Raw genomic sequence first — 19,941 nt, 5'->3', positions numbered from 1 at the left:
GAGCGCGAATACTCCGGCCGCCCCGACGGCTGCATCACCGTCGTCAGCGGCCTGGGCGCCAAGAGCTTCAACATCCGCAACGACAGCCGCAACGAGGTCGAGGTCTTCCGCGGAGCCGTGTGCGACAACGGCGCCCCCATCGCCACCGTCGGCCGCTACAGCTCCGCCAACAACATCCGCCCGGGCAGGGACGAGGACGAGGACTTCGACAAGGGCGAGCACCACGAGAAGGGCAAGCACCACGAGAAGATGAACGACGGCGTGAAGGTCAAGAACGGAGTCATCGCCAGCTTCCGCGTCATCAAGCGCCACCACGGCGAGGGCGGCGGATTCGGCGAGGGCGGCGGATTCGGCGACTACTAAAACCAGCAACCGCCTGATGCGCATGCTGGAAAACCCCGGCCCGCCGTAATCGGGCCGGGGCCCTCCAGCCAGGCGCACAACACAGAATCCCGGCCCGCCGTAATCGGGCCGGGATTCTCGTCCGGTCCCGGCCCAAGGATATCCCTTCTCGGAACATCCGGCTCGGGACCGCGAAGGTGCGTGGAGGCGTCGACGAGGGCGGTATACAGCCGTACGGGCATGGAACCGATCCACGCACAGCACCTCAGCGAGCCCGGGCTCGTCGTCCTCGACACCGTCAGCGCCTGATAGCAGGGACTCCGACGGACGAGGGCCGGCCCATCGCCGCCCTGACCCGCTGGCACGAAGTCAGCCGGGGCGCCACTCCCAGCGCCGCCGCCGACCTCATGCCCGAGCACACCGCCCCCGACCGCGAGGACACCCCGGCCCCGGAACTGCCGGTCACCCTCGGCATGCCGGACAAGGCCGCCGACTTCCTGCGCACCGCCGAGCCGGAGCCCGCCGAGCGCCCCGCCCCCGACCACGGCGTGACCATACAACGCGGCCAGCGCCACACCCCGCGCGTCAACGCCGCACCCCGGGCTCCTCGTCCTCTGTCAGCCCCTCAACGGTGCCCGGGGCATCCCGGCCGTCCCGGCACAGCGCAAAGCTCGCGGTCGACCGCAACCTGCTGGGCGGGCGTCAGCCGGATGCCGGCCGGCACCACCCTCTCCACCGCGCGCAGCAGCAGCCCGTCGGCCCGTCCCAGGTACTGGAGCCGGCTGCGACCACGCCGTCGGGCCGGACACCTGCCGCCCCCTCGATGAGCCGGTGGGCCTGGTCGGGCGTGCGGTCCTGCGAGCCGCCCGGTCGCAGAGCCACCCGCCGGCGAACGGGTTCCAGAAGAGCACGTGTGTGCCGCTCGGGCCGATGCAGAGCGCCACTGCCGGGCCGGTCACGAACCGATCCGGCCAGGTGAACCCGCTCGTAGATCCGGCATCCGGGCCGAGCACGGCCACTCTTGCCCGCGGGCAGGTGTCGCCGCGGCAACGGACGCAAAAGCACGGCTGCCGGCGCCAACCCGAGCTTCCTCGCCTGCCTTCACCCAGATAGCAGATCGAGCGGACGAAGTGAGAATGCCTCAAGAATCCTGAAATTACGTCACCGGCTCGAAGAACACCCCAAGGAGACAGAAAAAAACCTGGCCACGGGGGCAAGGACCCAGTAGGGCCCGGGGCAACTCGCGGAATTTCGCACAGCACCAGGGCCGGGCCCGATCGAGGCCACTCCCGACAGGACCGCGCTGCGGGTCCGGCGTCTGCCGGCGAACCCGCACCGTACTGCCCTGCCCCGACCCTGTTCCTGCCAGGGGTGCCTACGCCCCCGCGTGGACGTACACCGCCCAGATGTGCGGCCTCTCCGGGATGCGGCACCGCAACTGACGGACCGTGTCGTGCAGGGCGTGCGCGGCACCGGGGCTGCCGGGAGCAGCCATACGGCGATAGAAGTCCCGCGCCATGTGGTCCGCGTGCATGCTGTCGATCTACCACAGCGTGCCGACCGCCGACGGGAAGCCCGCCAGCAGGAACGAACTCGTGATGTGAACAGCCTCGTCCACGAAGCGTTCGGCAGTGCGTGCGGCGCCGCAGGCCGCGAGGAAGGCAAGCCGTGCCGAACGCGGGCGGACCCGCCAGATCTCCAGGACCGAGACTGGCTCGCCGCTGGGCAGATGCAGCAGGGCACCGGAGGGCTCCGCCGAGAAATGACGTCAGTTCCCGGTCGCGGTGACTGACAGACCGCGGCTTGATCACCAGCCCTCGCCCAGAGAGGGCAGCGGATCGGCTGCCATATTCTTCTGCCATGACGAACTGGCGGCGGCCTCTGGACGATGCTTTCTGGACCCTGGATCGAGCCCTGGGTGGGCAGCGGCGTCCGACTCGGATCCAGAAGTGGGTGGCCCGACACCCGATCGGCACCGGTCTCTGCGTGGCCGTTCCCTTCACGCTCTTCTTCTTGGTGCTGTCGACTGAGGAGGAACCCGACGACCCCATGTTCGCTGTGGTCTTCGGGCTGGCTCTGGGCCTTGTCTTCGCCCTCACGGCTGCCTCAGAGCGGCTCCGACAGCGCCGACTCAAGCGCCTGGGGGTATGGGACGGAGCCTGATCAGGGCCAGGAGTGGCGCGGGCGGAGACTGGGAGAGCAAGAGGAGGGTGGGGATGTCACGAAATCCGAGAGCCGAGTTCTTCGTCGGCCCGGGTGGGATGTGCTTGAGCATCGTGTTCTATGGGTGGACAGCAGCCAGTAGCGACACTGCCCCCTGGTTGAGGGTTGTCGCGGCGCTCTTTCTGGTGGTCTGGGTGATGTTGCTCGCGAGGCACCTCTTGCGACGGGCCCGTGGCCGCACGTCAGCGGAGCACCCGGATGAATCGGTGTCTTGAACGGTGCGGTGCTGCGGACGACCCCACGTCTGTGAGGAAGGCGGGCCGTCGAGGTTGGGGAGGCAGGTTCAGCCGGCCTTGGCGGTTCCTCAGCTCGGGCCCGGGTGCCGGCGAGCCGGTAAAAGTCGGTGCCGGCCTCTATGCCGGTAGGAGTCGGTGCCGGTCTCGATGATGGTGCCGTTGAAGGTGAGGCGGTCGACGATGGCTGCGCAGAGGCGAGGGTCGGCGAAGGCCTTGGTCCACCCGCCGGACGACTCGTTGGAGGCGATGGCGACGCTGTTCTTCTCCTCGCGTTCGATCAGGACCTGAAAGAGGTGTTCGGCGCCGTGGCGGTCGAGTTCCATGTGTGGGGTCGGGCACTGTTTCCAGTGCCGGTTTTCCCGTCCCCGCCCGCCGAACCGGACGTTCCCGTTGGCCGAGCATCCGGCTCTCCACGTGCTCCGCTGGATCAGGCGAGGTATTCGCTGACCTGCCGCCGAAGGGCACATCGTCGTGGTTGGTCGGGCGGAAGCGTGCTCCGTCGGGATCGACTTCGTCGATGTTGTGAGGCTTGCTGATCTGCGCTCCATGAAACGTGTATCGCTGGACCCGCATCTTCGCTGGGTTGCAGAGGACGATCCCACCCTCGGTGATGTGGCCTGCCCCGTAGTAGCGGCGCCGCAGCTGTTTCCAGGTCGGGTGGGGTGTTTGTAGCGTATCCAGAGAAGCAGCCTCCATCACGCGTACCAGCCGACGTAGGAGATCGTTCCCTTCGATAAGCCGTAGCGGAAATAGGCAGCCCAGCCCCGAAGGACCGGATTGACCGACCTCAGCGCCTCCTCCAACGAGAGCGACGTCGTACTTCGCCCCGTCAGTTTCTTGATCTTGTGCATCACCGACGCCAAGGCGGGCCTGGACGCAATGGTGAGCACGACGCGACGGCCGTCACCGAAGGGCCTTCGCTGGATGCGAAAGCCCAGGAAGACGAAGTCGTCATTGATGTGGGTGATGTGAGTCTTCTCGACCGAGAGGGTTATCCATTGTCAAGCCGCGTTGCTGGTCGGCGCCAGATTGATACTCCAGGGAATTGATGCGTGTATTTCGGTGGAAAACGCGCGGCGGGCGATCGACCGGGTCCACGCCCGGACAGCGTCCGAGTCACCGATGCCGTCGAGGAGGACGCAGGCACGGGTGCCGCCATGGGTCGCGCCGTCGCCGCAGCGTCGCACTGCCGGTTCCGGCCGCCTTGCTGCTGCGCGGAGCCGTGCACAGGGAGGACCGCCACCGAAACGGGCGAGGACACCGACGCGGTGAACGGGCGAGCGCCGGGCAGGAACTGACGAGGGTTCCTCATGCGGAGCTCGTCGTCCCGCCAGTGCGGATGGATTCCGCCCATCGCGACAGTTCCCGCCACCGCGTCATGGACGGGGGTGGTCTCGTATGCAGCGATGCCGTGAACGCCCCCGTACAGGCCCTGACGGGCCGGGGTGGGCCTGAAGTGGTGCGTAGCGCCATGACAGCCTGGGCGGCGGGGGACGACTGCGACGGCTTCTCGTCCCGGCCACGGGCCTCGGTCGGCCCAGTTGGCCGACCAACCCTGATCTGGGCGGGGAGTTGTTGCTGGCTTATGATGAAGCCGTATTCCGCATTACGAAATCTAGATTCCATATTCGCGACTGGGGGCAGCGAGTGAGGATCCGAAGGATCGAACTACTGGGGTCCGTCGGCCTGCGTGTTGACGGCTTGGACGTTGCACTGACAAGGCCGCGTGAATTGACGGCACTGGCCCTCCTTGCCCTCAACCTGGGACGTCGGGTCAGTAGGGAAAGACTCCTGCGTGCGGTGTGGGGGGAGGATCTCCCGGCCACCGTGAACAGCCAGATTCCCATCATCATGCACAATCTGCGCACCTTCCTGGACGTCGGCAGGAACGATGTCCTGCGCACGATCTCAGGGCAGTACACGCTGCGTGCAGAGTCGTGCGAGACCGACCTCACCGAAGCGGAAGAGCGGGTGGCCAAAGCCAGGGACCTGCGGGCGCAGGGCGCCGGCGAGCAGGCGGTCGACGAGTATCAAGCCGCACTTGCGCTCTTTCGTGGAAGGCCGCTGACCGGCGTCCACGAACACGTGCTCCAGGCCGAGGCGGAGCGCCTGGAGGAGTGGCGGCGATCCCTCTTCGCCGAGGCGACCCGGCTGCGCGTCACCCTCGGGATGTACCAGAAGGTATTGGACGAGCTGCCAGCCGCGATCATGGGCCGGCCGAACGACGAGGAGCTGCGCGGCCTTCACATGCTGGCGCTTTACGGAATGGGGCGGCAGACCGAGGCGCTGCGCGTCTACATGGAGACGGACGAGCTGCTGGCGAGGGAACTCGGGACCGGGGTGAGCCCTTGGCTGCGCGACATCAACAAGAGGATCGTGGAGGAGCGGCCGATGGCGCCGCCGCGCTCTCCCTCCGGTCCCGAGCAGGAGACCGGGATGCTCGACCTCCACGCGGCGGAGGGCTCGCCATCGCCTCAAGGACAGAGGTCCCCCGTCCCGGTGCCCCCGCAGCCCTTCAACACGTGGCGAAGATCTTCGGCGTCCCACGCGGCAGCGCGGGATCCCCCGGGCTCGCGGGCGGGCCACCGATTCCCCGCCAACTCCCCCTCAGTCCGATGGCGTTCAGCGGACGTAAAAGCGAACTGCGTTGGCTCGACCGGATGGTGTCGGACGAACAGGTCCGTTCCTGCCTGGTCGTCACCGGCATGCCGGGAGTGGGCAAGAGCGCCCTCGTGGCGCACTGGGCACAGGCCGCCTCCGAGAACTATCCGGACGGGCAGCTCTACGTCGACCTGCGGGGCTACGGCAGCGGCGGGGGCGTGCCGTTGAGCGGCTGCGCCGCGCTCGGCGGATTTCTGCAGGCCCTGGGCGTCGCCCCGGAGCGGATCCCGGCGAAACTGCACGAACGCTCGGCGCTCTACCGCAGCCTGACGGCAGACAAGCGAATCCTCGTCGTCGTGGACAATGCCGACGACTCCTCCCAGGTAAGGCCGCTGCTGCCGGGGTCCCCCACCTGCCGGACCGTCGTGACCAGCCGAGCCCCGCTGCACGGGCTGCTGGTCGACGGGGCGGACGTCCTGCGGATCGGCGGCCTGACCCCGGACAACGCCACCACGATGCTGCAGTCCCTGATGGCGCCGGAGCCGACCGCGGCGAACACGCTTCCCCTGAACAGGAACGACCTGTCGCGGCTCGCCGACCCCTGCCACGGCCACCCCCTCGCCCTGCGCATCACGGCCGCCAGGCTCCGGGCCATGCACTACGGTGCGCCGACACCGACATGGCTCTCCAGCAATCCGGAGTCCCTGGAGAGGTTCCGCGTCGACAACACCAGTCTCGCCGCCTCCTTCACCTGCAGTTACCGCCGGCTACAGCCCTGCGCCGCGCGGCTCTTCCGACGCTACGGACTGCTGGAGCGGCGCGACCACCCCCACTGGGCGGCAGGAGTCCTCCTGGACGTTGAGCCCGAGAGCGCCGCAGGCGTCGTCGCCGACCTGCTCGACGCCCACCTGCTGGAGCCCTCAGTCGAGGACGGAACCGTCCCGAAGTACCGGCTGCATCCACTGCTGTGGCTCTTCGCCCGGCAACAGGCCCTGAAGGAGGAGCCGGAAGGTGAACGCCACAAGCTGGTCGAGCGCGCCACCGCGCGCCATCTCCCCGCCCAGAGCTCCCCGTCGGGTCAGCGGTGCGGCGTCGAAACGGCAGCCCACACCCCGTTGGACGGAGCCGTGGGACCACGCCCCGTCTCCGGGGCGCACCGGCCCAGGCCCGCGGCGACCACGGTCCGCCGGAGCAGGCAGCGATAGTCCCGCGAGAGGTACGCGAAAGACGCGGTGTGCCGACGATAGGCGGGCCCGACACGCTGCTGCGCGCACAGCAATCCGAAGTACCGGCTAACCGAGGCCCGCTCCGCGCACAGCGGCGCGGGCCGGGGACGAGGCAGCGATGAGCAGCAGCGTGTCTGAGCGACCGCACGGCGCACCCACCGCAGAGGAACCGTCACGGGTCTCCTACACACTCTCGGCCGACGAGGCCAAGCAGGCCCTGGGTCTGGCCCGGGAGTGCCTGGGCGCGTACGGCACGGCCACCAGCGCGGACTTCCTCCGGGAGGCACCGGTCGTCGCCGCCGAACTCCCGCGTGAACTGCGCACGGCGGTCAACGCGGCCCGGCTCGACGACCGGCTGCACACGCTCGTCATCTCCGGAAACCCTGTCGACGACGCCCGCCTGGAGGACACGCCGATGCACTGGCGGGACGCGGCCACCGAGGGAAGCGAGGTCTACGGCATCCTGCTGGCGCTGTACGGCTCCCTGCTCGGCGACATGATCGGGTGGGCCACGCAGCAGGACGGCCGGGTGGTCACCGACGTGCTCCCCATCCCGGGGTACGAGGACAGCCTGGTGAGCTCGTGCAGCGAGCAGGAGCTGGGCTGGCACACCGAGGATGCGTTCTCGCCATCCCGCGCGGACTACGTGGGTCTGTTCTGCCTGCGGGCGCCGGAGCGCATACCCACCACGGTCGCCGGGGTGGACCTCGCGTCCGTGCCCGCCGGTATCGCCGACGTACTGGCCCAGCCCCGGTTCGTCCTGCTACCCGACTCCTCGCACGATCCGGCCAACAACACGGCGGGGGCAGCGGGCAACCCCGAGGCGTTCGAGCGGCTCGCCGAACGGCTCCGCTCCCCCGGGCGGGTCGCGGTACTCGGCCGGAGCCCGCAGGCCCCGGTCCTGCGGATCGACCGGGACTTCACCATCGCCCAGGACGACGACCCGGCCGCGGCGGAGGCCCTGCGGTGGATCATCGGACACCTCGACGGTCAGTTGTACGACGTCGTCCTGGACCCGGGGGACGTTGGCTTCATCGACAACCGGAACGTGGTCCATGGGCGGCGTTCCTTCCGCCCTCGGTACGACGGGCGCGACCGATGGCTCAAGCGCATCAACATTGTCGGCGACCTGCGCAGGACCCGACCCGACCGGGCCAGCGGCCTCACCCGTGTGATCGGCTGACTGGCCCATGACACTGCATGAGATCGCGCCCGCGCTGCTCGAGGACTGGCTGCGCGACCGGTACTTCTCCGCGTCGCACGACATCTCGAGCTCGGGACTGGAACCGTGCACCCTCGGCGAGCTGCGCTCGGAGCTGGGCATCGACAGCTCCGAGCTCGACGCCATCCCCTTCCGGGACAGCCCGTCCACCGGCAGTGAACGGCTGCGAACGGCTGTCGCCGGGCGGTACGCGCCCGGTCTGGCAGGCCGGGTGATGGCCACTCACGGGGCCAGCGAGAGCATCTTCCTCGCGCTGTCCGCCCTGGTCGAGCCGGGCGACGAGATCGTCACCCTGCGGCCCGTCTACCAATCCCTCTCCTCTGTCGCGGAGGCGCTGGGCGCCCGCCTGCGCACCTGGGAGCTGCGCGCAGAGGACGACTTTGTGCCCGACCTGGATCTGCTGCGGTCCGAAATCGGCCCACGTACAAGGGCCGTCGTCGTCAACTTCCCGCACAATCCGACGGGGGCCACGTTGTCCCGCTCGCAGTACGAAGAACTGCTCGCCATCGTCGACGCCCACGGCTGCCATCTTCTGTGGGACGGGTCCTTCGCCGAACTGGCGCACGGAACCGAGCCACTACCGGACCCGGCCGGACGAGTGGACCGGGCGCTGTCCTTCTCCACGCTTTCCAAGGCGTACGGCCTGCCCGGCCTGCGGGTGGGCTGGTGCGTGGCGCCGGCCGATCTCATACCGCGGATGATCCGGCTCCGTGACTACCTGACGATCAGCACCTCGCCCATCGCCGAACACCTCGCGGCGGCCGTCGTCGAGCGGGCGGACGACTGGCTCGCGCCGCGGAAGACTCTCGTCGCTCGCAACCGGGAGCTGCTGCAGGGGTGGGCCGCCCGCCATCCGGACCAGGTCGACCTGCCGGTGCCGCGCGGCGGCGTCACCGTCTTCCCCCGGCTCGTCGGCATCGCCGACACGACCGCCTTCTGCCACGACTTGGAGGCCCGGGACGGGGTGCTGGTCGTTCCCGGCGGTTGCTTCGATCATCCGGACCGGATCAGGGCCGGCTTCGGTGGGCCCACCGGTCTGCTGGAGGAAGGCCTGCACCGGCTGGCCGTCCGCATCCGAGAACACAAGGAGTGTCACGCGTCATGACCACCGGCACCGCAGCAGAGGAGCCGACAGCCGTCGGCACCCAACGGCCACTGCGCGAACTGCTGGCCCACCGCCCGTACTGGGTCTGGACCGCCATCGGTCAACTCGTCAACGCGCCGGCGCTGATGGCCGCCATAGCCTTCGCGGGTCTCACCACCGTGGCGACCGGGAACTCCAAGGACGCCGGGGTGATGGTGGCCTCGCTCATCCTTTCCGACGTCCTGTGTTCGGGGCTGGCCGGGAAGTACGTCGACCGCACCAGCGGTCGCCTCGTGCCGGTGCTGTCCGCAGTCCTCACCGCCCTGGGACTGGGCGCAGTCGCCGTGGGCGCCGTGCTCGAGGCCCCGCTGGTCGTGCTCTGCGTGCTGTGCGCGGTCGCGGGCGTCGGACTGGCCGGACTCACCGGCCTGACCCGCAGCCTGCTCAACACGGTCGTACCGGAACGTCTGGTCGAGCGGGCGCTCGCGGTGAACGCGACCGTGATGGAACTGCTGGTGGTCGGTGCCCCGCTGGTCGCGGGTGTGGCCCTCTACCTCTTCGGCTGGACCGGCGGCGTGGCGGTCATGGCGGCGGGCTCGGTGGTGCTCGCTGTGCTGCTGGCCTTCGCCAAGGGCGTGGCGCGCCCCGCCAAGGAGCCCGGACCCGAGGCGGAACAGGCGGCCGAAGGTCACGGCGCCGCAGCGCCCGCGACCGGGGAACGACTGTGGAACCTCGGGTTCCTGGCCTGGCTGATGGTAGGTGTCGCCTTCAGCCACACCCTGGGAGCCATCGAGACGGCGGCGCTGCCGCTGGCCCAGACCCTGGACGCGGGAGCCTTCGGCGGCGGCACCATCATCGCGATCCTGGCGGGCAGCAGCGCGCTGGCGGGTCTGGGATATGCGGCGCTGGCCGATCGTCTGCCGGGCGGCCCGTCCATGCGCGCCGGTGTGCTTCTGGCGGCGGTCGCCGCGACGGCGGTCCTCGTGGGGCAGGTGGACAGCTGGGCCGGAATAGCCGTCGTCGTCGCAGCGGCGGGTCTGTGCACGGCACCGCTCAACGCGATCCGTTCGTTCGCCGTGGAGAAGGTCATCCCGGAGAACCGGCGGTCGGAGGGGTTCGGCTGGCTGTACAGCGCTGGTGGCGCCGGATTCGCCGCCAGCGGCATCGGCCTGTCGGTGCTGCCGCTCTGGATGGCCCTGACGGCCCCTGCCCTCACCTGCCTCATCGCGGTGGCACTGCTGGCTGCGGCGCGGCGGACGCCGGTCGGCTGAGCCTGCCGCGGTTGGCACGACGGCGAAGGCCCTGGGAAACCGCTTCGGTCGGTTCTCCCAGGGCCTTCGCCGGTGTGGAGGTCAGTAGCCGGACTCCGGGGAGATCGTGTTGAGCAGTGGGCGGCCCTGCGCGAAGCGTTCGATGTTGTCCCGCAGCAGCCCCGCGAAAGCAGGCCAGGAGTAAGGGAGGTCACCGGCACAGTGCGCGGTGAGGAAGCAATTCTCCAGCGTCCACAGAGGATGGTCGTCCGGCAGCGGCTCGGGATCGGTGACATCGAGGGCGGCCGCCGCGATCCAGCGCTTCTCAAGGGCACGGATCAGTGCGTCGCCGTCGACGAGCCCGCCGCGGCCGACGTTGACGAGGCAGGCCCGCGGACCCATGGCTTTCAGGACCCGCTCGTCAATCATCCGCAGGGTGCCGGGGGTCAGGGCGGCGGCCAGGACCACCGCGTCCGCGTCGGCGACCGCGCCGACGAGACGGTCGGGTCCCACCACCTCCCGGACACCCGCCAGGGGTGACGAGTTGCGCCGCACCACCGTCACCTCGGCCCCGAATGGGGCCAACAGCGCGAGCAGCGCCCGGGTCACGGCACCGGCCCCGACGATGACGACCCTTGCCCCGTGCAGGCTGCGCGGTTCCTGGGGGAGCCAACGGCCCGCTCGCACCGAACGGTCGGCCGAGCGCAGGGCCAGCATCGACAGCATCAGGGCGTGCTCGGCCACGGGCTCCGCGAGCACTCCGGCCGCGGACGTCCATGTCACGCCCTCCCGCATCAGCGGCAGGTAGCCGTCCACACCCGCCCACGGGAGCTGCACCCAGCGCACGGCCGGCATCGTGGCCAGTACGGTGGCCAGTGCGTCGGGCTCGCTGCCCAGCCACACCAGTCCCTCGGCATGTTCGGGCGCGGCCGGACCGCCGGTGCTGTCCTCGACGGCCTGCCGTACCGGGTCGGGGGCGGGGCCCGGTGTCACGCAGATGTACGGCATCACATCACGATCCCGCCGTTGGGACTGAGGAGCCACCCCACGTAGTAATCCGCGTCCGGCGAGGCCAGGAAGCACACGCTGGCCGCGATGTCCTCGGGCCTGCCCCACCGCCCGGCAGGGATGCTCCGCTCCCGCTCGGGGTTGTAGGTGACCGGGTTCGCGGTGAGCATCGGAGTCTCGGTCATGCCGGGGGCGATCGCGTTGACGTTGATGCCGTGCGGGATCAGTTCACGGGCCAGGGCCCGGGTCAGGGAGATGACCCCGCCCTTGGCGGCGCAGTAGTGGGCGAGGCGCGCCTCGCCGGTCAGCGCGAGGTCGGAGGAGATGTTGACGATGCGACCTTCTCCGCGTGCCTTCATGTGCGGAATCACGGACCGGCAGACCAGGTAGACGCCCTTCAGGTTGACGTCGAGTACCCTGTCCCATTCGGCCTCCGTGAGTTCGGTGACGTCCGCACGGGAGATGATGCCGGCGTTGTTCACCAGGATGTCCACCGCTCCCAGTTCGGCGCGTACGGTGTCCGCCATCGCCGTCACCGACGCGGCGTCCGTCACGTCGGCCTCCACGGTCAGTGCCCGGCCGCCGGACTCCTCGATGGCCGCGGCCACCCGGCCCGCCTCCACCGGCGTGCGCCAGTGGTTGACGGCCACCGCCGCTCCTTCGGCAGCCAGCGAACTGGCCGTGGCCGCTCCGATGCCACTCGCCGCACCGGTGACAGCCCGAGGGGCCCTACCGCCTGTTGGGCTGGTCCTTCGGTGGGCTGGTGGCGCATGCCGCGGCCGCCCGGCTGCAGGCTGCGGGAGAAGAGGTGGAGCTGCTGGCACTCATGGACTCCTATCCGGTCACAGGTCCGCTGGAGGACAGGGCCTTCACTGCCGACGAGGCGGAGGTCGTCTCCGTCCTCCTGGGCGAAGGGGCGGACCCGGCGACGGTGGACGCATTGCTGGCGCAGGTCGAACCAGAGGCCGCCGCCGCCGAGGTGGCCGCAGCGAACCCGGCCCTCGCCTCGCTCGGTTCCGATGCCGTCACCGCGCTGCGGCGCGCGGTCGGCAGCCACATCGCCCTGATGGAGCAGTACCGCCCGGAGCCCTTCGACGGCAGCGTCGTCTTCTTCCGAGCTTCCCGGCCCACCGAGGGGCTGACTCAGCCGTCCCCTCGCGCGGCCTGGGGACCGTACGTCAGCGGGCCGGTCGAAGTGCACGACGTGGACAGCACGCACCTGGGGATGACAGCCCCCGAACCGCTGGGCGCGATCGGGCGCGTCCTGGCCGACAAGCTCACCGAACACACCGAGGAGACCGTGGCATGAACCCATTCGACGACGCGGACGGGGAGTTCCTGGCCCTGGTCAACGACGAGGGCCAGTACTCCCTGTGGCCAACCTTCGTGAAGGTCCCGCAGGGCTGGTCCGTGGCCGTCGGGCCGGACACCCGCCGGGTGTGCGTGGAGCACATCGAGGCGCACTGGACGGACATGCGGCCGGTGAGCAGCACGGTGCACGGGGATGTCTGAACGATGCGACTGTCCGGACGGCGTACCGCACGCCACACCGCTCCCTTCGTCCACCGCGCCTTCGAGTCCCACGCGGTCCGCCACCCCGACGCGCCGGCGCTCACGCACGGCACGACCCGCTGCACCTACGGAGAGCTCAACCGCCGGGCGAACCGGTTCGCCCACTCGCTCACCGCCCGGGGTGTGGGTCCCGGTTCGCTGGTCGGCGTGTGCCTGGACCGTTCGGTCGACCTGCTGGTCGCCGTGCTCGGCGTGCTCAAGGCGGGAGCGGCGTACGTACCGCTCGACCCGACGTATCCGGCCGACCGGCTGCTCCTGAACGTGTCGCAGGTGACCGGCATGGCACACATCGTTGCGTCGAACACCACTCGCAGGCTCGTCGGGCACGGCAGCGCGGAGATCATCGACCTGGAGGTCGAGCGCACCGCCCACGAAGGCCTCCCCGAGCACGACCCCGCGCCCGGATTGGAACCTTCCGCCCTGTGCTACGTGGTCTTCACCTCCGGTTCGACCGGCACGCCGAAGGCGGCGGCGGTCCGGCACGACGGCTGGTACAACCTGCTGCAGTCGCTGGCCGGGGCGTACGGACTCGACGAGCACGCCTCCAGCCTCGCCGTCAGTTCGTTCGGCTTCGACATCACCCAGCGCAGCCTCCTCATGCCGCTGTTCACCGGCGCCACCCTGCACCTGCTGCCCAGCCGCCGGTTCGACGCGCTGCTGGCCCATCGACTGATCGGCGGGCTCGGCGTGCGGACGCTGCACTGCGCGCCAAGCGCCCTCTACCTGCTGCTGGAGCAGGACGTCGGCCGGACCACGCCGTCGACAGGGTCGCTGGAAGTACTGTTCGTCGGCGGCGAGGCCCTCGCGGCAGGGCGGGTGGCCGCCTGGGCGGAGGGCCCGGGCCGGGGCTGCCGGGTCGTGAACCTCTACGGAGTCGCGGAGTGCAGCGACGTCTCCACGGCGCACGAGCTGCGTGACTACCCTCGGTACATCGCCGAAGGCGTGCCTGCCGGCCTCCCGATCGACAATACCGACGTCTACCTCCTGGGCCCCGGCCCGGACCCGGTGGGACCGGGCGAGACAGGTGAGATCTGCGTGGCGGGCCGTGGTGTGGGCGCCGGATATCTCCATGCTGACCGGGTCGGCCGTGAGCGGTTCACCACGCTGGAGAGCGAAGACGGCAGCGTCGAGCTGTACCGGACCGGCGACCTCGGGCGGATCAGCCAACACGGCGAACTCCTCTTCGCCGGAAGGGCGGACGCCCAGGTCAAGATCCGGGGCATGCGCCTCGATCTCGGAGACGTGGAGACGGCGGTCCGCGCGCTCCCCGACGTCGTCGACGCGGCCGCGGTGGTGATGCCCGGCGAGGAACTCGTGGTCTACCTCGTGCCGACAGGCGCGAAACGCCCCGACGAGCGGTCGGTGCGGTCCCGCCTGCTGTCCGTCCTGCCGGGCCACATGGTCCCGCAGCGGCTGGTCGCGGTACCGGCCCTCCCTCTCAGCCCCAATGGAAAGGTCGACCGAACGGCTCTCGTCCGTCCGGCGCACACGTGAGGAATGCCCTTGATCACCGAGCAGATGCACAGCATGTGGACCCAGGTCCTGGAACTCGACGACTTCTCCGACGATGACGACTTCTTCGCGCTCGGCGGCCACTCGCTCCTGATGGTCCGTATGCAGGCGCTCATCAAGGAGCGGCTGGGAGTCGAGGTGCCGATCGACGAGCTCTTCGATCGGCCCACGGTCGTCTCCATATCGGCTTACCTGGAAGAAAACGGGGCGTCCAGATGATGCCGCCCTCCCCCGTCTCCCCCTGATACGGTCCTTCCGCGACCTCGACGGTCCCGTCGGCACCGCCCCGGACCGCCCTGTGGTGACTCTGTTCAGCGGTGGGCTGGACAGTACGTACCTGCTGTACCGGCTGCGCCTGGCAGGTGCCACGAATGTGCACGCCGTCAGCGTCGACCTCGGCGAGGAGGAGTCGCGCGAGCACAAGGAGCGGATAGCCGACAGGCTGGGTGTCGGGCTCCATGTCGTGGACGCGCGCGCCGAGTTCGCCGAGGAGTTCGTCAGACCGGCCATCGCGGCCCAGGCCGTCTACCTGGACACCCATCCGATCAGCTCGTCGCTCAGCCGCCCCTTGATCGCCGCCAAGGCGGTCGCCGTGGCCGGCCGGCTCGGCGCCGGACTGCTCCTGCACACCGCGAACCGCTCGCAGAACACGCTGCGACGCCTGAACGGTGCGCTGTCGCTGCTCGGTTACTCCGGTCGCTTCGGGAGCCCGTACGACTTGGAACCGGTTGACCGCGCACGGAAGATCCAGGAGTTGAAGGAGGCCGGCCTGGACGAGATGGACGGACGGATGGTCAGCGGCGATTCGAACCTGTGGTGCAGGGAGTTCGAGTCGGGGATCCTCGACGACCCCGAGGCTCATGCGGTGCCGGCGGAGCTCTACCGGTGGAGTGCGGTGCGCGCCGGGCCGGCTGCTTTGGACGACTCGGTCGAGCTGGCCTTCCGGGCCGGCGTACCGGTCGGGATCGACGGAGTGCCGGTCGCCCTCCCGGATCTGATCTCCGAACTCAACCTGCGCGTGGGCCGCCAGGGCATCGGCCGCTACAGCGGCCTGGAACATCTGGACCGGGGGGAGAAGGTGCTGGAGATCCGCGAGATGCCCGCGGCCTGGCTGTTGCTGCGCAGCTACCGGCACCTGGAGACCGCCGTCCTGGAGGCGGAGACCGTCCGCGAGAAGATGGCCCTCGAACAGCTCTGGGTCCGTGAGGCCCTGGAAGGCCGCTGGTACGGCGAACTACGCCGCGCCGTCCAGGCATTCATGGACGAGTGCTCCCGACACGTCACGGGCACCGTGCGCTGGCACCTGTCCGCGGGCGTCGCGGAGACCCGGGCCATCGTCGCGGCCCGGCCCCGCTATGTGCGCGACCGGGAGAGCTGGGAACAGTACTCCATCGCCGCCGAAATCGCGTCGCACATCTGAACCACCGCCAAAGAGGAGACGTGTATGCGCATCGGAGACGCGACCGGCGGCGACGATGTGGATCTGGAGAAAATCGACCTGCGGGCCGCGGCACTGCGACAGACCCACGCCGAACTGTTCGCCCTGTTCGTTTCCGAGGTGCGCGACCGGAGCGGCCGCACCGGCACGCCCACAGACCGGCATCCCCACTCCCACCTGACCTTCGGCGCGGCGTCCATCGTGGCCGTCGGCGCGCCACTCGCTCGCCGCGCGCTCCGCGTCTTCCTGGAGAAGGTGTACGCCCACGTCGACCACTTCGAACCGGCCCGAGCGCCCCGCCGCATGGAGTCGCATTTCATCGCTGGCGTCAAGCAGCTCCCGGTGCGGGCGGTCCTGCGCCCCGGGGCAGTCGAGACCCTCGCCCGGGTCGTCCCCCTCACCGCCCGTTGAGCCGGTGGTGTCCGGCCCGAACCTGACCGCTTACGACAGTCGTCCCCCGGCCATCACCCGCGCCCGGCAGGGCGCCCGGCGTACGCGTCAGATCACCGGAGCAGGACAGTACTGGTCGACCGAACGGCCTGGGCACCCGCGAGCGGCGGATGACCTGGCTGAATGCGGGTGCATCCCCCACCTGGCCGGGTGTGATGACGAAGGTCGGCGGGCGGCAGCGGCCGTCGGGAGCGCGATGGATCTTCGTGGTCAGCCTGCCGCCGGACCGGCCGAGGGCGCGATCGGCCGGCTCGCCGGTTTGGGCCCCCTTTGACAGGCGCCGGGCGCGTGGCCGGCCGACGGCCCGGGTACGCTATAGTTGATCTTGGCAGTTCGCCGCAACTCACGGCGACTGACGATGCGTTGGTGGTCCAAGGAAAGACGCCCCGCTTCCCGCGGGGAAATGCAGGTGCAAGGCCTGCCCAGCGCTCATTCACGAAGCCCTTCCCCTACCCGAGGGAAGGGCTTCGTCACGCTCCCCGTGCGCCCTGGAGAACTTCCGCGCGGCCCTCACCCACGAAGTCCCCCACGACAGCAACCGCTGACCTGGCCCTGGACGCCGCGCAGCGTTTGAGGACCGGGCTGCGTGGCTACCGTCGGTTCTCGAGCCAGGCGACTCAGGCGTGCCGGGTGCGCTGTCGCAATCGGGACAGGTGACGTCGGACGGCTGCTGTGGCGGGTTTTAAGGAGCGCTGCTGTCCCTCTTCTCTGCACTTCGGTGTTCCCGCAGTGAGGAGCAGCCCGCACCAGGATGTGCCGTGATCGTGCCGTCGGCGGAACGCGTCCAGCTCGCGCGGTCTGGGCTGTCCCACACAGCCCAGGCTTGTCCCGGGGAGAACGAGCTCAGTCCAGACGGTCGTACGTGCCCGGCTCCCAGTCGGCGAACAACGTCAGCGCCTTCGCCGTCTCGGAACGCTCCGGCGCCGAGGAGGTGGCCGGCCACCAGTTCTCCACCTGGTGAGCGTCCACGAGGACAAAGTCCCGGTACCCGTCGAAGTCGCCGGGGTCGCCTGCCACGCCGATATGGATGGGTGCGTCGTCGGGCAGGTCTCTCAGGGCGTCGCGGAGCTGCGCGGCATTCCAGATCTGCGGGGCGTGCTCAAAGAGGTCGGTCATGGGCACAGGCTGCCGGATCAAGAGGCCTTGTTGGTGAAGACACGGCTGTACACCGGGCCAGTGCGCTGATCCGGGGCACGTGGGCCGGAGTGAAGAACGCATCACCAGGTGGTGAACCGAACCCGGCCGACGGCCACCGTCCCGTCAGCCCGCGTCGGGCAGGTCTCGTAGGTCGGGGAGGTTGAACAGGCGCTGTGCCCGGTGGTCGTTCTCCTCTCGCAGCGCGGTGCCCCAGGGCCAGGGCCACCGGGTGTCGGCTGTGGGGTAGGGGCAGACGAGGTGGTGGGCGACGCGGCATGTGGCGCCCAGGGTGGGTTCGGCGTTCCACGTGTTCCACGCGATGCCGTCCGGAGCGACGAGCCACCGCCGACGGGGCGGAAGGTGGTGGGAGGGGACGGTGATGCCTGGTTCGAGGAGTACCCAGTGGTCTTCGTACAGGGTGGGGTACCGGTCCTGGCGGAGGCCGCAGTCCGGGCAGTCGGGCGGTGCGGGGGGTGGCGGGGCTGTGGCGCCTTCGTGAAGGGCCCGGAGGTTGTCGTCGGGATGGTCCGGGCCTGTCGGGAAGGTTTCGGTATCCCCCATACGGTTCAGGGTCCGGACGGACCGTCAGATGCGGTAGGGCGCGATCCAGCCGGTACACCAGGGGCCTGGGGTGCCGAAATGACTGACGGCGCCACACGGGGCATGCGGCGGCACAGAGGTACCGCGGAGTCAGGCTGAACCGGCGTAGGCGATGACCAGGACGGTATCGACTTGTTCCGCGACAGACCGGGGCATTCTCGTCCGGCCCGCGGTAGGGAGATCAAATGACTCGTCTCCCTGCCTGCGGGCCTGAAGGGCCCATCCGCGCCGGGATCCCCTCGCAGGCGCGGATGGCCGTGGGGGCGGCGTACCGGGTTGTCCGAGAGGCGTTGACCAACGCAGCCCGGTACGCAGGGGGCGCGGTGGTGCATGTCCGGGTCGAGGGGGCCTTTGACCGGGATGAGCCCCCAGGGGCAGCGGGGCGGCCTGCGGCGATCCCCTGCTTATCGTCACCATCACGGACGACGGCGGTACAGCTGTCGAGCCGCGCCTCGGGACCGGTCACGGCCTCGCGGGGCTAGCGGCCACGGTCGCCGCGGCAGGCGGGACGCTCTGTGCTGGACCGGTAGGGCAGGACAGCCAAGGGGGTGCCGGCTGGACCGTTCGGGCGGGCGTCCGCGAACTCCTCGGCGGGGGAAGGCGTGGGCTGGGCGGCACTGTCTCCAGCGCGAAGCCCTTGGTCACCCCTGCGCCGTGGGCGTGCGCTGCCTTGGCGTGGTGGACCTGGCAGTCCACGATCGGGGCGGTCAGCGAGGCCAAGGTCTCGATCACCCGGGTCCGGGCCACCACCGCGCTGTTCGAGTACATCGACGGTTTCTACGACCCCGGACCAATCCAAAAACGTCTCGACCGGCTCAGCCCCAACGAATACGAGCACGTCTGCTACGCCAGTCAGGCAACGACCGAACGACTGAGATCAACCGTCCCCACACTTACCCCGACCAGCTGAAACACACCTCCCGCGAACCGAGCGAAGCTCGGGGCCGCCCCGACGGCCCCTTGGACCGCAGCGCCTGCACGCCACCCGGCGGCGAGAACGGCCAGAGGCCCAGCGGCGATGGAGCGGTGGCCGGCGGCGCCGGTCTTTCCTCACCGAGTTGAAGACGGACCCCGGGGCGCCTGGGCTGGAGAGCCTGCTGACAGAGGTGAACAAGCTGCAGCGGGTGCGGAACGCTGGAGGAGAAGGGCAAGCTGGTCACGATCGACCTCGACTCCGGAGTGCCGAGCCAACCCGCCCTGAGGTGAGCCATGAACGTGGAAGCTGACATCCCGAGCCTCGTCGGCGTCCACCACCTGAAGCTGCCGGTTCGCGATCTCGCCCGCTCCGAGGCGTGGTACGGGCGCACGCTCGGCTACCGGCGGGCAGCTGAGTTCGTCGAGCAGGGGGTGTTGGTTGGGGTCGTGCTGAGCCATCCGGCCGGCGGACCGGACCTGGCGCTGCGGCTCGACCCGAGCCGGGCCGAGGCCGCCGCCGGCTTCGACTACTTCGCGATCGCGGTGCCCGACAGCGCCGCGATCGAGGCGCTCGCCGCTCGCCTGGAGGCCCTTGGCGAGCCGCACGGCGGCGTCTGGCGCGGCCTGCGCGGATGGGTGCTGCCGATGCTGCATGACCCCGACGGTCACGAGGTGCGTTTCTACACCATCGAGGAACACACCTCGCGCGGGCCCGGCGAGGTCATGCGCATGGTGGACCCGCAGGAGAGCGCCGAGCAGGTACGGCCCGCCGCGCCGTAGGCGGCCCGACCGGAGGTTCTGCCGACCCGATGGAGTGTCAAGTCCATCATGCCTGCTCAGGGGGCTCGCGGTAGGACGCACGGCACACCCGTTCATCCATGTCCGCGCCCTGGCCTTGTTCACGCGTGACGGTTCTGGGACACATTCCGCGAGCGATCTTGACTCCGGCCTCACCGGACCCCGGTGACGCGTAGTCCGCGCAGCTCACACGACGCGCGCGCCTCCTGCCGGCGAACACCAGCAAGATCTTTCGCTGAGTAGGCCCGGAGCGCGGTGCCGGGATTGCTCCCGGTCCGTTTCTCCGGACCTCTCGCCGAACCCGCCGTGCGTCTCTCAACGCAACGG

General features: G+C 69.8%; 21 protein-coding genes and 4 pseudogenes. 16 read left to right on the top strand and 9 right to left on the bottom strand.

Annotated elements, in window-relative coordinates; genetic code table 11:
• Positions 1 to 363, top strand: a pseudogene (locus ACZ68L_RS44720) (hypothetical protein); the annotation flags it as partial.
• A gap of 386 nt (positions 364 to 749) precedes the next feature.
• A complete protein-coding gene (locus ACZ68L_RS44715) occupies positions 750 to 1,169 on the top strand; it encodes a hypothetical protein (RefSeq protein ID WP_469590178.1) in 420 nt (139 codons plus the stop codon).
• Between the two features lie 548 nt (positions 1,170 to 1,717).
• On the opposite strand, the gene ACZ68L_RS44710 is transcribed toward ACZ68L_RS44715, so the two are convergent.
• Positions 1,718 to 1,876, bottom strand: a complete 159-nt coding sequence (locus ACZ68L_RS44710) for a hypothetical protein (protein ID WP_469590176.1) — start codon at positions 1,874 to 1,876, stop codon at positions 1,718 to 1,720.
• Positions 1,877 to 1,885: 9 nt separating this feature from the next.
• Positions 1,886 to 2,071, bottom strand: coding sequence for a CHAT domain-containing protein (locus ACZ68L_RS44705; protein ID WP_469590185.1), 186 nt, complete (start codon positions 2,069 to 2,071; stop codon positions 1,886 to 1,888).
• Positions 2,072 to 2,202: 131 nt separating this feature from the next.
• Between ACZ68L_RS44705 and ACZ68L_RS44700 the strand changes: the two genes are divergently transcribed.
• Complete coding sequence (locus ACZ68L_RS44700) at positions 2,203 to 2,505, top strand: DUF6404 family protein (protein ID WP_469590173.1); 303 nt, start codon at positions 2,203 to 2,205, stop codon at positions 2,503 to 2,505.
• 364 nt (positions 2,506 to 2,869) lie between these two features.
• Here the strand turns inward: ACZ68L_RS44700 and ACZ68L_RS44695 are convergent.
• Together ACZ68L_RS44695 and ACZ68L_RS44690 are read right to left on the bottom strand one after the other, a co-directional pair.
• Positions 2,870 to 3,127, bottom strand: a pseudogene (locus ACZ68L_RS44695) (ATP-binding protein); the annotation flags it as partial.
• A gap of 369 nt (positions 3,128 to 3,496) precedes the next feature.
• Entirely contained in the window at positions 3,497 to 3,652 is a 156-nt protein-coding gene (locus ACZ68L_RS44690; RefSeq protein ID WP_469590182.1) for a group II intron maturase-specific domain-containing protein, read from the bottom strand.
• Between the two features lie 796 nt (positions 3,653 to 4,448).
• Here ACZ68L_RS44690 and ACZ68L_RS44685 point away from each other — a divergent pair.
• The 5 genes and pseudogenes from ACZ68L_RS44685 to ACZ68L_RS44665 all read left to right on the top strand — a co-directional run.
• Positions 4,449 to 5,117 (top strand): annotated as a pseudogene (locus tag ACZ68L_RS44685) (AfsR/SARP family transcriptional regulator); the annotation flags it as partial.
• A 299-nt stretch (positions 5,118 to 5,416) separates the two neighbouring features.
• Positions 5,417 to 6,607 carry a hypothetical protein gene (locus ACZ68L_RS44680; protein WP_469590188.1) on the top strand — a complete coding sequence of 397 codons (1,191 nt, stop codon included), beginning with the start codon at positions 5,417 to 5,419 and terminating at the stop codon, positions 6,605 to 6,607.
• A gap of 151 nt (positions 6,608 to 6,758) precedes the next feature.
• A complete protein-coding gene (gene gntD / locus ACZ68L_RS44675) occupies positions 6,759 to 7,811 on the top strand; it encodes a guanitoxin biosynthesis L-enduracididine beta-hydroxylase GntD (protein WP_469590170.1) in 1,053 nt (350 codons plus the stop codon).
• A gap of 7 nt (positions 7,812 to 7,818) precedes the next feature.
• Entirely contained in the window at positions 7,819 to 8,955 is a 1,137-nt protein-coding gene (gene vioD / locus ACZ68L_RS44670) for a capreomycidine synthase (protein ID WP_469590168.1), read from the top strand.
• The gene (locus tag ACZ68L_RS44665; protein ID WP_469590165.1) at positions 8,952 to 10,205 is read left to right on the top strand and encodes an MFS transporter; all 1,254 of its coding nucleotides are present in this window, start codon (positions 8,952 to 8,954) and stop codon (positions 10,203 to 10,205) included. Before vioD ends, ACZ68L_RS44665 begins: the two co-directional genes overlap by 4 nt.
• 81 nt (positions 10,206 to 10,286) lie before the next feature.
• On the opposite strand, the gene ACZ68L_RS44660 is transcribed toward ACZ68L_RS44665, so the two are convergent.
• Both ACZ68L_RS44660 and ACZ68L_RS44655 read right to left on the bottom strand, forming a co-directional pair.
• Positions 10,287 to 11,192 carry an NAD(P)-dependent oxidoreductase gene (locus tag ACZ68L_RS44660; RefSeq protein ID WP_469590163.1) on the bottom strand — a complete coding sequence of 302 codons (906 nt, stop codon included), beginning with the start codon at positions 11,190 to 11,192 and terminating at the stop codon, positions 10,287 to 10,289.
• Entirely contained in the window at positions 11,192 to 12,016 is an 825-nt protein-coding gene (locus ACZ68L_RS44655; RefSeq protein ID WP_469590161.1) for an SDR family NAD(P)-dependent oxidoreductase, read from the bottom strand. The genes ACZ68L_RS44660 and ACZ68L_RS44655 overlap by 1 nt, the downstream gene beginning before the upstream one ends.
• Here ACZ68L_RS44655 and ACZ68L_RS44650 point away from each other — a divergent pair.
• Genes ACZ68L_RS44650 through ACZ68L_RS44625 form a run of 6 tightly spaced genes read left to right on the top strand, consistent with a single transcriptional unit; the run spans position 11,956 to position 16,125 of the window.
• Positions 11,956 to 12,501 (top strand): hypothetical protein, encoded by a 546-nt coding sequence (locus ACZ68L_RS44650; RefSeq protein ID WP_469590158.1) that lies wholly within the window; start codon positions 11,956 to 11,958, stop codon positions 12,499 to 12,501. The genes ACZ68L_RS44655 and ACZ68L_RS44650 overlap by 61 nt on opposite strands.
• Entirely contained in the window at positions 12,498 to 12,704 is a 207-nt protein-coding gene (locus ACZ68L_RS44645) for an MbtH family protein (protein WP_469590155.1), read from the top strand. Before ACZ68L_RS44650 ends, ACZ68L_RS44645 begins: the two co-directional genes overlap by 4 nt.
• Positions 12,705 to 12,707: 3 nt before the next feature.
• Complete coding sequence (locus ACZ68L_RS44640) at positions 12,708 to 14,258, top strand: amino acid adenylation domain-containing protein (protein WP_469590152.1); 1,551 nt, start codon at positions 12,708 to 12,710, stop codon at positions 14,256 to 14,258.
• A gap of 9 nt (positions 14,259 to 14,267) precedes the next feature.
• Positions 14,268 to 14,495 (top strand): acyl carrier protein, encoded by a 228-nt coding sequence (locus tag ACZ68L_RS44635; protein ID WP_469590150.1) that lies wholly within the window; start codon positions 14,268 to 14,270, stop codon positions 14,493 to 14,495.
• A 22-nt stretch (positions 14,496 to 14,517) separates the two neighbouring features.
• Positions 14,518 to 15,696, top strand: coding sequence for an argininosuccinate synthase-related protein (locus ACZ68L_RS44630; protein WP_469590179.1), 1,179 nt, complete (start codon positions 14,518 to 14,520; stop codon positions 15,694 to 15,696).
• Positions 15,697 to 15,720: 24 nt separating this feature from the next.
• Positions 15,721 to 16,125 (top strand): hypothetical protein, encoded by a 405-nt coding sequence (locus tag ACZ68L_RS44625; protein ID WP_469590147.1) that lies wholly within the window; start codon positions 15,721 to 15,723, stop codon positions 16,123 to 16,125.
• 118 nt (positions 16,126 to 16,243) lie between these two features.
• Here ACZ68L_RS44625 and ACZ68L_RS44620 read toward each other — a convergent pair.
• From ACZ68L_RS44620 to ACZ68L_RS44610, 3 genes and pseudogenes are all read right to left on the bottom strand, one after another.
• Positions 16,244 to 16,408: pseudogene (locus ACZ68L_RS44620) on the bottom strand (IS5/IS1182 family transposase); the annotation flags it as partial.
• A gap of 599 nt (positions 16,409 to 17,007) precedes the next feature.
• Positions 17,008 to 17,280, bottom strand: coding sequence for a DUF6225 family protein (locus ACZ68L_RS44615; protein WP_469590145.1), 273 nt, complete (start codon positions 17,278 to 17,280; stop codon positions 17,008 to 17,010).
• Positions 17,281 to 17,424: 144 nt separating this feature from the next.
• Complete coding sequence (locus ACZ68L_RS44610; protein WP_469590142.1) at positions 17,425 to 17,862, bottom strand: DUF6083 domain-containing protein; 438 nt, start codon at positions 17,860 to 17,862, stop codon at positions 17,425 to 17,427.
• Between the two features lie 676 nt (positions 17,863 to 18,538).
• Here ACZ68L_RS44610 and ACZ68L_RS44605 point away from each other — a divergent pair.
• Both ACZ68L_RS44605 and ACZ68L_RS44600 read left to right on the top strand, forming a co-directional pair.
• A complete protein-coding gene (locus ACZ68L_RS44605) occupies positions 18,539 to 18,811 on the top strand; it encodes a hypothetical protein (protein WP_469590139.1) in 273 nt (90 codons plus the stop codon).
• A 299-nt stretch (positions 18,812 to 19,110) separates the two neighbouring features.
• A complete protein-coding gene (locus ACZ68L_RS44600; protein ID WP_469590136.1) occupies positions 19,111 to 19,596 on the top strand; it encodes a VOC family protein in 486 nt (161 codons plus the stop codon).
• Positions 19,597 to 19,941: the final 345 nt, after the last annotated feature.

This window comes from Streptomyces sp. NPDC104309, assembly GCF_055584025.1.
Note: the sequence above shows the minus strand (reverse complement) of the source record. Positions and strands in the feature narration are given on the sequence as shown.

What these genes read in the sequence shown, in the direction of transcription:
- ACZ68L_RS44715 (WP_469590178.1), top strand. Translation starts at nt 750, where the DNA reads ATGCCCGAGCACACCGCCCCCGACCGCGAGGACACCCCGGCCCCGGAA.
- ACZ68L_RS44710 (WP_469590176.1), bottom strand. Translation starts at nt 1,876, where the DNA reads ATGCACGCGGACCACATGGCGCGGGACTTCTATCGCCGTATGGCTGCT.
- ACZ68L_RS44700 (WP_469590173.1), top strand. Translation starts at nt 2,203, where the DNA reads ATGACGAACTGGCGGCGGCCTCTGGACGATGCTTTCTGGACCCTGGAT.
- ACZ68L_RS44690 (WP_469590182.1), bottom strand. Translation starts at nt 3,652, where the DNA reads ATGCACAAGATCAAGAAACTGACGGGGCGAAGTACGACGTCGCTCTCG.
- ACZ68L_RS44680 (WP_469590188.1), top strand. Translation starts at nt 5,417, where the DNA reads ATGGCGTTCAGCGGACGTAAAAGCGAACTGCGTTGGCTCGACCGGATG.
- vioD (WP_469590168.1), top strand. Translation starts at nt 7,819, where the DNA reads ATGACACTGCATGAGATCGCGCCCGCGCTGCTCGAGGACTGGCTGCGC.
- ACZ68L_RS44665 (WP_469590165.1), top strand. Translation starts at nt 8,952, where the DNA reads ATGACCACCGGCACCGCAGCAGAGGAGCCGACAGCCGTCGGCACCCAA.
- ACZ68L_RS44660 (WP_469590163.1), bottom strand. Translation starts at nt 11,192, where the DNA reads ATGCCGTACATCTGCGTGACACCGGGCCCCGCCCCCGACCCGGTACGG.
- ACZ68L_RS44645 (WP_469590155.1), top strand. Translation starts at nt 12,498, where the DNA reads ATGAACCCATTCGACGACGCGGACGGGGAGTTCCTGGCCCTGGTCAAC.
- ACZ68L_RS44640 (WP_469590152.1), top strand. Translation starts at nt 12,708, where the DNA reads ATGCGACTGTCCGGACGGCGTACCGCACGCCACACCGCTCCCTTCGTC.
- ACZ68L_RS44625 (WP_469590147.1), top strand. Translation starts at nt 15,721, where the DNA reads ATGCGCATCGGAGACGCGACCGGCGGCGACGATGTGGATCTGGAGAAA.
- ACZ68L_RS44615 (WP_469590145.1), bottom strand. Translation starts at nt 17,280, where the DNA reads ATGACCGACCTCTTTGAGCACGCCCCGCAGATCTGGAATGCCGCGCAG.
- ACZ68L_RS44610 (WP_469590142.1), bottom strand. Translation starts at nt 17,862, where the DNA reads ATGGGGGATACCGAAACCTTCCCGACAGGCCCGGACCATCCCGACGAC.
- ACZ68L_RS44600 (WP_469590136.1), top strand. Translation starts at nt 19,111, where the DNA reads ATGAACGTGGAAGCTGACATCCCGAGCCTCGTCGGCGTCCACCACCTG.